Source organism: Aeromonas sp. FDAARGOS 1410, assembly GCF_019048745.1.
Taxonomy (GTDB): domain Bacteria; phylum Pseudomonadota; class Gammaproteobacteria; order Enterobacterales; family Aeromonadaceae; genus Aeromonas; species Aeromonas jandaei.
On record NZ_CP077401.1, the window covers coordinates 2,066,892 to 2,078,864 of the forward strand.

General features: G+C 60.4%; 8 protein-coding genes and 2 tRNA genes. 4 read left to right on the forward strand and 6 right to left on the reverse strand.

Annotated features, from left to right (window positions below):
* From I6L40_RS09800 to I6L40_RS09810, 3 genes are all read right to left on the reverse strand, one after another.
* On the reverse strand, positions 1-675 hold the full coding sequence (locus I6L40_RS09800) for a DUF1499 domain-containing protein (RefSeq protein ID WP_071911737.1): 675 nt from the start codon (positions 673-675) through the stop codon (positions 1-3).
* A 189-nt stretch (positions 676-864) separates the two neighbouring features.
* On the reverse strand, positions 865-1,143 hold the full coding sequence (locus I6L40_RS09805; protein ID WP_042032429.1) for a peptidylprolyl isomerase: 279 nt from the start codon (positions 1,141-1,143) through the stop codon (positions 865-867).
* 44 nt (positions 1,144-1,187) lie between these two features.
* On the reverse strand, positions 1,188-1,571 hold the full coding sequence (locus tag I6L40_RS09810; protein ID WP_041208422.1) for a hypothetical protein: 384 nt from the start codon (positions 1,569-1,571) through the stop codon (positions 1,188-1,190).
* A 497-nt stretch (positions 1,572-2,068) separates the two neighbouring features.
* On the opposite strand from I6L40_RS09810, the gene I6L40_RS09815 reads away from it, so the two are divergent.
* Positions 2,069-3,844, forward strand: coding sequence for an autotransporter assembly complex family protein (locus tag I6L40_RS09815; RefSeq protein ID WP_071911735.1), 1,776 nt, complete (start codon positions 2,069-2,071; stop codon positions 3,842-3,844).
* The gene (locus tag I6L40_RS09820) at positions 3,841-7,650 is read left to right on the forward strand and encodes a translocation/assembly module TamB domain-containing protein (protein ID WP_216995361.1); all 3,810 of its coding nucleotides are present in this window, start codon (positions 3,841-3,843) and stop codon (positions 7,648-7,650) included. Before I6L40_RS09815 ends, I6L40_RS09820 begins: the two co-directional genes overlap by 4 nt.
* Before the next feature lie 158 nt (positions 7,651-7,808).
* Here I6L40_RS09820 and I6L40_RS09825 read toward each other — a convergent pair.
* Together I6L40_RS09825 and I6L40_RS09830 are read right to left on the reverse strand one after the other, a co-directional pair.
* Positions 7,809-7,893 (reverse strand) — tRNA-Tyr (locus I6L40_RS09825).
* A gap of 33 nt (positions 7,894-7,926) precedes the next feature.
* Positions 7,927-8,011 (reverse strand) — tRNA-Tyr (locus tag I6L40_RS09830).
* Positions 8,012-8,135: 124 nt separating this feature from the next.
* Here I6L40_RS09830 and I6L40_RS09835 point away from each other — a divergent pair.
* Complete coding sequence (locus I6L40_RS09835; RefSeq protein ID WP_071911961.1) at positions 8,136-8,645, forward strand: VC2046/SO_2500 family protein; 510 nt, start codon at positions 8,136-8,138, stop codon at positions 8,643-8,645.
* Between the two features lie 89 nt (positions 8,646-8,734).
* On the opposite strand, the gene raiA is transcribed toward I6L40_RS09835, so the two are convergent.
* The gene (gene raiA / locus I6L40_RS09840; protein WP_033113440.1) at positions 8,735-9,073 is read right to left on the reverse strand and encodes a ribosome-associated translation inhibitor RaiA; all 339 of its coding nucleotides are present in this window, start codon (positions 9,071-9,073) and stop codon (positions 8,735-8,737) included.
* A 370-nt stretch (positions 9,074-9,443) separates the two neighbouring features.
* Here raiA and I6L40_RS09845 point away from each other — a divergent pair, with 370 nt between their 5' ends.
* Positions 9,444-11,933 (forward strand): bifunctional diguanylate cyclase/phosphodiesterase, encoded by a 2,490-nt coding sequence (locus I6L40_RS09845; RefSeq protein ID WP_071911730.1) that lies wholly within the window; start codon positions 9,444-9,446, stop codon positions 11,931-11,933.
* Positions 11,934-11,973 lie beyond the last annotated feature (40 nt).

The following is an 11,973-nucleotide window of genomic DNA, read 5'->3' on the forward strand; positions in this document are numbered from 1 at the left end:
TTATTGCTTCAAATTGGGTTTGTAGGCCTGACCCAGCCGCTCGTTGAGGCGGATCAGAAAATCCTCGATCCGTGCCCGGTTGGTGCCCAGGTCGCTCTGCCCCTGACGGGAGGCTGAGCGCATATCGATGCGGGTTTCGCTGGGGCCGACAAAGACTCGCAGCGCCACATCATCCTGAAAACCGAACCAGCCGGTGGTGGCCACCGCATCGAGGCCATCCGGGCTTGGCCGCACCTGCCAGCCGAGCTGCTCCATCAGGGCGTGGGCTTCGGTGATCACCTCGGCCGGGGATGCTTTGGTATAGAGAGGACCGGGTTTACCCTCAAATGCTTTCAACGGAGCCGGATTAATCGGCAGATCCTGCGCCGTTCTGAGCTCGCTGGCCCAGCGCAGCAGGGGCGGGTTGTAAGGATCCGTACTGACATCGTTGACCAGCGGTACGCGCAGCGCCTGTACCACAAAGGCCAGAGGCAACAGCAGCGGCACGGCGCCCCAGCCATTGGCGTGTCGGCTGCGGCACCAGGGCAGGCGCACCAGCAACACCAGAGAGATGATGGCGCCAAGCAGGCAGAGGGTGAACCCGAGCCACCAGGGCCAGAGATGAAAGCGGCTGCCAAGAGCCCCTGCCAAAGGGAGCAACCAGGCCAGCAGTGGCCACCTGTATAAGCTGGGCATAGCGCGGGATCCATCCTCGAAGTGCGGAACGTGCCGAGAAGAATAAACTTAATAGCCTGATAACGTTAGTAAATTCGTATGGGCTCGGGGGGCTTTTGGCCCATGAGTCAAGGGAGACGGTAAAACAGCGCGAGGCCCGTTGCAAACGGGCCTCGCTGGAAGGGGATTGGGTCGCGCTGACGGGATGGATCAGTTGCGATAGAGCACCTTGATAAGGTGGAAGCCGAACTTGGTGCGCACCGGCCCCAGTACCTTGAGCAGCTCGCCCTTGAATACCGCATCGTCAAAGGGCTTGACCATATCCCCTTTGTTGAACTCCCCCAGATCGCCGCAGCGTTTGGCAGAGGCACAGGTGGAGAAGCGCTTGGCCATCTGGCCGAAGTCGGCGCCCTTTTCGATCTTCTCCTTGATCTCCAGACACTGTTTTTCGGTCTTGACCAGAATGTGCTGGGCACAGGCTTTTTTCATCGGGCGCTCCTCGGGTATTGGGGTTGGCAAACGGGGGCGCAAGGTTACCTCAATTGGCCGCGTCCGTCAGCCGCCAGTGCAGCTTTGGGCCGTGCCTGCCAGATTATCTCCAGCCCGAGCAGGGCGTAGAGGCTCCAGATGGCCAGCGGATTGAGCCACTCGCCGCCCAGTTGCAGGGTCATCAGGGCGCCGGCTGCCAGCAGCAGGGTGATGCCCGGCAGGCGCCAGTAAGCGGGCAGCGGTGCCAGCAGTGCCATGGCCAGCAGGATCCCGAGGCCAAACGGCAGGTTGAGGGCGGTAAAGGCCAGCGCCTGCTGGCCACTCATGCCGGTCAGCAGGGCCAGCAGGGCGCTGCAACAGGCGAGAAAGGTAATGAACTCGAGACGATCGGCAATATAGTCAGCCATCTGTTCGCTACGTGCATGCATGATGTGTCTCCTTTACATTGCTGACTTCAAGTGTGGGGCAGGGGGGGCGACAAGGGGAGCGGGATAATTCGATTGCCCTGAACGAGCATTTCTTAACCGAAATGGGTTGTGTGCTCAGGGGCACGCCCATTCGACAAGATTCTGCCGCGAAAGCGCGCCGTGGAACCCGGCTGCCGACAAACCCTGTCGCATGTTGTTTTACGTTCGATTGCTGGCGGGAATCCGGACGTAGCGGGTATGTGGAACTGGTAAGCGCGGCATTGGGGTGAGATGAAGGCTGGGGTCGGCGTTTTTTAACCCGGCGATGTGTGCCAGAGCGGATGATTTGTAGCCAACACCTTCAAAGATATGGTGAATTTGCCACGGATGCCGCACTGTTGCCAGCCGGTGCCTATGTTAGGATAGGGCTCGCAATTTGCTGGGGTGCTCCGTTTCTCTGCTTCCGATGTGCCGTGAGCCGCTCCGCCATCTTAACCAATTTTCAGGAATATTGACCTTTGACAGGATGCAATCCGTCCCTGCTGACAGGGAGTTCGCTCTTTGGCTCAGCCCTTCGACGTAGCCTCCTGGTGCTCGGGCTGGGCCTTATGTTGTCGCTGATGGCCACCCCCGCACTGGCTGCCAAGCTCACCTATCAGGTCAAGGGGTTGAAAGGGGAGAACAAGGATAACGTTGAAGCCTACCTCAACGCCTTGCCCGTCTATCAGGAGCGACAATACCGCCCGGCTCGCGCCAAAATCACCGAGAGCGTGCAAAAGGCGCTGCAGGTGTATGGCTACTACCAGCCCAAGATTACCCTGAGTCGCGACAAGAAGACCCCTTCCAAAGTCCTGATCGAGGTGGACAAGGGGGAGCCGGTCATCGTCTCGCGCCTCGATATTCTGCTGGAGGGTGATGCCGGCAGCGACGAGGTCTACAGCGCCCTGCTCGATCAGTTGCCGCTCAAAGAGGGGGATCCCCTCAATCACGCCAAATATGAGTCGATCAAGGCGGATCTGGGCAGCCTCGGGCTGGCCCGCGGTTACTTCGATGCCAAGCTGGGCAAGAGTCAGGTCAAGGTATTCCCGGACAAGGGGACGGCGGAGATCTACATCCTCTTCCAGTCGGGCCACCGCTACCACTTTGGCGAGATCCGCTACGACGCCACCCCCGAGGCGCTCCACCTTATTCGGCCGCTTATCAACATCAAGAGCGGTGACCCCTATCTCGCCATCCGTCTTGCCGAGATGTCGCAGGATGTCTCCTCCACCAAGCTGTTCCGTCAGGTCGATATCAAGCCGGTGCTGAGTGAGGCGAGCAACTACCGGGTGCCCATCTCGGTGACGCTGGACAACCGGGTCGATCACGAGATTGAGACCGGTATCGGCTACGCCACCGACGTAGGGCCGCGGATGAGCGCCACCTGGGAGAAGCCCTGGGTCAACCGCTATGGCCACCGCCTCTTCGCTACCGCCAAGGTCTCCCAGCCGGAGGCCGAGCTCAGCTTCGACTACCAGATCCCGGTGGGCAACCCGCTGCGGGACTACTACTCGATCCAGACTGGTTACCAGTACAAGGACAACAACGATACCCGCTCCGACCTGACGACCGTCGGTGTGCACCGCTGGACGCGGCGGCCGGAGAGCTGGGACCGGGACGTCTTTATCCGGCTGGAGAACGAAATCTATACCCAGGGCGCCGACGAGGGGAACAGCTTGCTGCTGATCCCCGGTGTCTCCTGGTCGCGGCTGCGGGTGCGCGGTGGTCTGGTGCCCGACTGGGGGGATCGCCAGCAGCTGACGCTGGAGTTCTCCGACCCCACCTGGGGCTCCGACATCAGTTTTATGCGGGTGTGGGGGCGCAGCAAGTGGCTGCGTACCTTGGGGGATAACCACAGATTCCTGATGCGTGCCGAGCAGGGGGCCATCATAGGCGACAGCTTCTCGCTGGTGCCGCCATCGTTGCGTTTCTTTACCGGTGGTGATCAGACGGTCCGCGGCTTTGGCTATGAGACCATCTCGCCGACCGGCTCGGACGGCAAGCTGACCGGTGGCCGCTACACCAGCGTCGCCAGCATGGAGTACAACTACCGCTTCAGCGACAAGTGGCTGGGAGCCCTGTTTGTGGATGGCGGTACCGCCACCAACGACTACAGCGAGCCGTGGAAGATTGGTACCGGTGTCGGTGTGCGCTGGGTGACCCCCATCGGTCAGGTCAGGCTGGATCTGGCGGTCGGGGTATCGGAAGAGGACAAGCCCTTGCGGCTGCATTTCGCATTGGGGCCTGAATTATGATCTGGGTAAAACGCATCTTTCTCTGGCTGATGGGGCTGATTTTCCTGCTGCTCATCGGCGTCAGCCTGCTGGGATTCACCCATCAGGGCAACAAGTGGTTGTGGCAACAGGCCAGGGCGGCGCTGCCCTCCCTCAAAGGGGAGCTGGTGGCGGGTCAGCTTGGCTATGGCTGGACTCTGGAAGGGGCGGGTTGGCAGGATGAGCTGGTGGATGTCACGGTCGATCGCGCCGTGCTCGACTGGGATCTTGGCAAACTGCTGCAGGGCAAACTCTGGATCAAATCGCTTGAAGTGACCCATCCGGTGGTGAAGGTGGCTGACTCGGAGCCTGCCCCGGAAGAGCCGTCGGAGCCTTTTGTCTGGCATCCGCTTCCCCTCAAAATTCAGGTCGACAGCCTCAAGGTGGCTGACCTCGATCTGGCGGTACCCGGTGTTGCCGTGACGCTGGGATCACTCGATATCGGCGCCACCCTCAATCGCAAGGGGTTGATCGTGCGCGGGCCGGTGCTCGACAAGCTGAGCGTGACCATTGCTGATGCCCCTGCCAGCACCTCAGCCAGCACCTCAGCCAGGGCGTCGGCTCAGGCCAGCGGCGAGGCCGCAAGTTCCCCGGTGGCCAAGAGCGCAGCCAAGGGTGACAGCGATAAGGCGCCCAAGACAGCGAAAGCTAGCAGCGACAAGGCTACGAAGGCAGAACCCATAGTGCTGCCCGCCATCCATCTGCCATTCCCCATTCAGCTTGAAGGGGTGAATGTGACCCGGGTGAAATACCAGCAGGGTGATCTGGTCGAGGGGATCGACAAGTTGCAGCTCTCTGCCAGTGCCGTCGGCGATCGTATCGAGGTACGCGAGCTGTCGCTGCGCCACGCCATGGCGGATCTGGCGCTCAAGGGCAATATCCGGCTGGGGGATGACTATCCGCTGGCGGTGACGCTGGATGCCAAGGCTCGCAAGGGGTTGCTCGATGGTGAGCTGCAAGGGGAGCAGGCGACCCTGACTCTGGGTGGGTCGGTTGGCAAACTGGCACTGACGCTGGCGGCCAAGGGGCCGGTTGCTGCCAACCTCAAGGGATCTCTGGCCGCGCTCGACCCGGATCTGCCCTTCGATCTGGCTCTCGACTGGAAGAGCCTCGGCTGGCCGTTGCACAAGCCCGCCAAAGATGAGCCGAACTATCGGCTGGATAAAGGGAGCCTGACCGCCAAGGGCAAGCTTTCCGGCTATCAATTTGCTCTTAATACCGCCGGCAAGGGTACCGACGTGCCTCCTTTCAAGGTTGTGCTGGAAGGGAAGGGGGATCTGGATCGGCTCAGCAAGATCGCCTTGCAGCTCAACGCCCTCAAAGGGGAGCTCAAACTCGATGGCAAGCTCGCCTGGAACAAGGGGATCGAGTGGCAGGGGACGACCCTGTTCAAGGGGATCAATCCGGCCGAATTGTTGCCCGAGCTCAAGGGGACTCTGGCGGGAGAGCTGGAGAGCCGGTTTGCGATGAGCGAGGCGGGTCACTGGGAGCTCAACCTGCCCAAGCTCAAGATCGATGGCAAGCTCAACCAGTATCCGCTGGCCCTCAAAGGGGAGCTGCGCGGCAACGACAAGATGGAGTGGCAGATCCCGACGCTCTCGCTGCAAAGTGGCCCGAACCAGCTGCAGGCCAAGGGGAGCATAGCACCCGCTCGCTGGCAGCTGGATGCGGCACTGGATGCGCCGCAGCTCGGCGGCATCTATCCCGGTCTGAAGGGGGATATCAAAGGGCAGGTTAAGGTAAGCGGTAACCAGCAGACCCCCAGAGTGGCAGCCGACTTGACCGCCGGCCGTCTCTACTACGCGGGAACCAATCTCGGCAGCATTACCCTCAAGGGCAACGGCGCGCTGGGGGCAAAGCCCGCTGGCGAGCTGACACTCTCGGTTGCCGAGTTGACCCAGGGGGCCACCAAGCTGAGCCAGCTGCTGCTCAATCTGAACGGTGATTTCAACCAGCATCAGCTGACCCTGACCATGAAGGGTGACCCTGTTGCGGCCAACCTCAAACTGGCGGGCGGCATGCGCGGGGAGCACTGGCGTGGCGCGCTCTCCGAGCTCAAGCTCAAAACCCCGCTGCGCCGCTGGGATCTAACCTCGCCCTGGGATCTGGATGTGGATCTGCCGCGCCAGCGCGTGGTGATGGGGGATCTCTGCCTTGGTTCGCAAGGGGCCAGCCTCTGCGTGAAACGAAGCCAGGTATCGGCAGCGCAAGGCTCGCTGGAGTTTGCACTGGCCGGGTTTGACCTCAAGCGGTTGCGTCCCTGGTTGCCGGACAACTTTAGCTGGCAGGCGGTGCTCTCTGCCGATGGCCGGGCCAGCTGGCGCGGCAATCAGCCGACCCTCCATGCGGTGGTGCGTACCACGCCGGGCACCTTTGTCACCGATGATCTCAAGACCGACTACCAGCAACTGGCGCTGGGCCTTGATTTCGAGCGGCAGCAGGCGGCCATTCGTCTCGACTTTGCCTCCAGGCAGATCGGCAATATCGATACCGAGCTGCTGATCAGGGAGCCTGCCGGTCGCGGTCTGCTCGGCGGCCAGCTCAAGTTTGATGATCTCAAGCTCGACACCTTCGCCCCGCTCATTCCCGAAGTGCGCTCCCTGCATGGGGTTATCTCGGCCAATGCCCGTTTTGATGGCACTCTGGCGGCGCCGCTGCTGTTTGGCCAGCTCAATCTGAGCGATGGCGAGGTACAGACCCACTCCGACATGGTGACCCTGACCAAGCTGGTGACCCGCCTCAAGATTGAAGGCAACCGGGCCGAGCTGGATGGTTCCATGCTGGTTGGCAAGGGGCCGCTGGCGCTGGGGGGCTGGCTCAGCTGGGCCAAGATGCCGGTGACCGGCAGCCTCACCATTCAGGGCAAGGAGCTGGAGGCGCAGTATCCGGGGATGGGGCGGGTGAAGGTCTCCCCCGATATTGCCGTCTCACTGGGTGACGAAACCCGGGTGACCGGTCAGGTGGATATCCCCTGGGCACGCATTCTGGTCAAGAGCCTGCCTGACTCTGCGGTCGCCGTCTCTGACGATGTCACCGTGGTTTATGACGATCTGCCCCCACCGCCCAAGCAGGCCAGCCTGCCGCTGGCGATGAAGGTGGCGATCCGTCTTGGTAACGATGTGAAGCTGGAGGCGATGGGGCTCAAGACCGATGTATCGGGCGGCCTCAATATTCGTCAGGATCCGGGCAAGCCGCTGGCAGGCAATGGTCAGCTGGTGCTCACCAATGGTCGCTTCAAGGCCTATGGCCAGAACCTGATCATCAAGGAGGGGCGGATCCTCTTCTCCGGTCCGCTCGATCGCCCCTTCCTCAATATCGAGGCGTACCGTGACCCCGATACCATCGAGGGGCAGGTGACGGTCGGGGTGCGGGTGACCGGCCCGGCCAGCAAGCCGGCGATCAATGTCTACTCCGAGCCGCAGATGGCGCAGTCGGAACAGCTCTCCTACCTGCTGCGCGGTAAAGGGTTGCAAACCACCGGGGAAGATGGCGGTTTCAACGGTCTGCTGGTGGCGGGGGCGGTCAGCCAGGCCAATGGGGTGGTGTCGAGCATTGGCGAGTCGCTCGGGATGAGCGATGTTTCCCTCGATACGGCAGGCAGTGGCGACAACACCCAGGTAACCCTGTCGGCCTATCTGCTGCCGGGCCTGCAGTTCCAGTACGGGGTCGGGGTGTTCAGCCCCATCGCCGAGTTCAAGCTGCGCTACGAACTGCTGCCACGCCTCTATCTGCAGGCGATGAGCGGGGTGGCACAGGCGGTGGATATCTTCTATCGCTTCACGCTCTGATGGCGGTGAGAACTGAACAACGGGAGGCGCTGGCCTCCCGTTTTTATTGCGTACTCGCCAACAGGCAAATGGCGCTAAAGGTTGGGTGTGCAGAGGGATAACGGATTGGACGGGCCAGAAAAGCGAAAACCCGGCGCTAGGCCGGGTTTTCTGAATGATGGTGGAGGGAGAAGGATTCGAACCTTCGAAGGCAGAGCCGTCAGATTTACAGTCTGATCCCTTTGGCCGCTCGGGAACCCCTCCACGGGGTATTGCTTCATATTTTTTGCACTTGAATGGTGGAGGGAGAAGGATTCGAACCTTCGAAGGCAGAGCCGTCAGATTTACAGTCTGATCCCTTTGGCCGCTCGGGAACCCCTCCCCAAGTGCGAGGCGCATACTAACAGATCTTCCGCTTTTGTGAACCCCTGAAGCGGATTTTTCCATTAAAAGAATTGGATATGTGGCCGATAAGAGATGAAATCACCATTTCCAAGAGTTATCCCATGCTACCCAGTTCAATCCGTAATCAGCTGCTCGTCGATGAAGGCCAGTTGGGGCAACGCCTCAACCTGGATCTTCAGCATGGCGATCGGGCTGATTTCCGATTGCAGCTGGCGCTGCTGACCGATGCGGTTGAAGAGCAGCCCTGGTTCGATGCCAAGCCGGCGGCAAGCCCGGACACGCGGGACTGGCGAGCGCACTTTGAGCTGCGAGAGGCTCAGGTACTGATGGCCGAGGGGGCGGGGAGTGACTGCAGTGCCATCAATGAGCGGTTGCAGCAGGGGGGAGGCATGGTGGATGTGCGGCTCTGGCTGGCACTGCAAACGCCGCCACTGGTAGCCAGACAGCCGCTGATCGATGAGGCGGTGTTTGACAATCTGACACTGCTGGGACGCGAGAAGCTGCAACACAAGCTAGCCAGTGTGCCGCGCGAGGAGGATCCGCTGGTGCTGTTGCCGGTGCTCGACCGGTTGCAGCAGGGGGTTGATACCCGTCTTCACTGGCTCAGCTAGGGGCTGGTGCTTTTGTTCAGACTGCTGAAAATCAGGCAAACAAAAAGGCGGGATAACCCGCCTTTATGCTCTTTGTGATCCGTGATGCCTTATGCGTCAGCTTCGTCCGTTTCAACCTGCTCTTTCAACGCGGCATTGGCGCGACGGGCAATGGGTTTTTCGGTATGGCGATTGAGTTGACGCTCCAGTTTTTGTCCCAATTCGTTGATGGCGGCGTAGAGATCCTCATGCTCTGCCTGGGCAAACAGTTTGCCGTTGGGGATGCCAGCACTGGCTTCGACAATGAACATCAGACGCTCTTTGGAGACAATCACATGGGGTGTGATGAGAGGCACCTGAAGACGTTCGAGCTTTTCAAAACGGGATTCGATACGCTCGCGAATAGCCGGGGTGATGTCGATGATTTTGCTGGTAATTTCGATTTTCATATAGGCCCCCTTCGGGTCGTCTTGCTTGTGTCTTCACCTTCAGATTACTGATTGGTGGCACTTAAAGTGTGATGTAGATCACAAAATTCAGCCATCATTATTCAGCAACTTATAAATTGTGATCTTTTCCGGTTTCGTGCCAAAAATCGCTTGAGCTCCTTGAAACTGGCAGGCAGTATGACGGGAATAGGATCGTTTCTGTCCCCTCTTGGCAGCACCCTGTGTCGACCTCATATCCGGTTCCCACTGCTTGATATCGCATGTTTGCACTTTGCCCCTCCTCTCTTCGACCTCATGAGCGGATCCGGAGCGGTTGCTGCTGCCTGTTGCTGGACATCAAACGTGGTCGGTTGTTGTGTTGGAGTCATAAATGAAGCATCAAGCCACGCAGGTCATGTGGTTTTTTGATCGGCAGCATGATCAGTGGAGTCTCTCTGATCAGGGCACCTGCCAGCAGTGGCAAGGAAAGGGAGTCCATCCATGGACCGACCAGCTGCTGCCGGAAGATGAAGCGGGCTTTGCCGACTTCCTCATCCGCCTTCATGAATCACACCTGCCGGAACAGTTTATCGGCCACCTCAGAGATAAAGAGGGGGCCCTCAACCATGTGCTCTGGAGCGGCCAGTTCGTGCCCAACCAGGAGGTTTGCTGTGGCTGGCTGATCCCGCTTGCCGCAACGTCTCTCAAGCTCTCTCTGCCTTTGCTGCAGACCAGCCTGCTCACCCAGCTGGCGCAGGCACTCTCTGCCCGCACCGGGCTCGACTTCTTCAACACCCTGGTCAAACAGCTCTCCCACATTCTGCAGGTCGATGCGGTCTGGGTCGGTGAGCTGAGTTCGGCGGATCGGGTGCGGGTGCTGGCCGCCGACGGGTTGGCGCTCAAGGATTACCCGCTGGCGGGAACACCCTGCCAGCAGCTCTATCGACAGGGCGCGGTCTGCCTGGAGGTGCTCTCCGAGCAGGAAGAGTACCAGCCGTGGCTGGCCGCCGGTCAGACCTATTACGGTCAGCCGCTGTTTGATGGCCGTGGGCAACTGCTGGGCCATCTGGCGCTGCTCAGCTCGGCGCCGGCTGACATGGCGAACCTCAACTCGGTACTCAACACCTTCACAGTGCGGATGGTTGCCGAGCTGGAACGGTTGCAATCAGATGCCCAGATGCGCCTCTCTGCGGTAGCTTTCGAAACCCATGAGGGGATCATTATCACCGATCCGGGATTCAAGATCCTGCGGGTCAACAACGCCTTTAGCCAGATAACCGGATTCGACAGCCAGGCCGTGCTGGGTCTGCAGCTGGAACAGGATCTCTGGCCCAATCTGGGAGGGCTCGGTTACGAGCTCAATCCCCTGAGCCGCTGGCAGGGGGAGACCCAGCGTCTGCACGCCGATGGTCATACCTATCCCCAATGGGAAATCGTGACGCCGGTACAGGATGAGAAGGGAGGCATAAGCCACTTCGTCATCTGCTTCGAGGATATCTCCGAGCGCAAGGCCGCCGAACGGCGGATCCAGGATCTCGCCTATTACGACGAGTTGACCGGTCTGCCCAACCGCCGCCAGCTGCATGAAACTCTGGTTCAGACCTTCAACGAGGCAACCCACAGCTGCCTGATCGGCGCGCTGCTCTTTATCGATCTCGATCACTTCAAGACCATCAACGACTCCCTTGGCCACGCTACCGGCGACTGGCTCCTCAAAGAGGTCGCGACCCGGCTCAAGCGGCTGGTGCGTCAGGGCGATTGTCTGGCTCGCCTCGGCGGGGATGAGTTTGTCCTGCTGCTGCCGTCGCTGTCGGCCAGCCCGCCCCAGGCGGAGATGCAGGCCGACATCATTGCCGAGCGGCTCATCACCGAGATTGCTGCGCCCTACACCTATGCGGGGCAGGTGCTGCACATCGGTGCCAGCGTCGGCATCACCCTGTTTCCGGATCGGGAGCAGGGAGTGGATGATCTGCTCAAGCAGGCGGATACCGCCATGTATCAGGCCAAGTCGGCCGGTCGCAAGACCCGTCGCTTCTTTGACGCCTCCATGCAGCAGCAGGCGGATCGCCGCCTGCACATCCACAACGAGCTGCGCAACGCCCTCAATCAGCAGGAGCTGACGCTCTACTATCAGCCCCAGCATCTGGTGGATGGCGGCGACATCATCGGCGTCGAGGCGCTGATCCGCTGGCAGCCGGCGGGGCGCGCACTGGTTTCGCCGGCCGAGTTTATCCCCATCGCCGAGGAGAGCGATCTCATCGTCGATATCGGCAACTGGGTGCTCCACGAAGCCTGTGCCCAGTATGTGCTGTGGGAGGAAAACGGAATCCATATCCCGCAGATCTCGGTCAACGTCAGTGCCAAGCAGTTCCATGCCACCGACTTTGTCGAGCGGATCCACGATGTGCTGGCGCAAACCGGCATGGATCCGGCCTGCCTCAATCTGGAGATCACCGAATCCGTGGTGCTGGGCCACGCCGAGGACACCATCAGCAAGATGACGGATCTCAAGTCCCTTGGCATCAGCTTTGCTATCGACGATTTCGGTGCCGGCTACTCCTCCCTGAGCTATCTCAAGCGGCTGCCCGCCGACGAGCTCAAGATCGACCGCTCCTTCATTCAGGACATCCCCAAGGATGGCGACAACATGGCCATCGTCGAGGCGGTGATTGCCATGGCGCGCCACATGGGGTTCAACGTTACCGCCGAAGGGGTGGAGTCACGCCAGCAGCTGGAGTTTCTCAAGGCGCAGGGGTGCAGCTTCTATCAGGGCTACCTCGCCTCCAAGCCGTTGCCGGTGCCCTATCTGGAGAAATATGTGCAGCGCCTCGCAAGACAAGAGTACCCGCGCGAAATTCAGCTGAGTGGCGTAGAAAAATAGTCTCCTCTCCCCGCTGTCGCCTTGGCTGGCAACGGGTAGA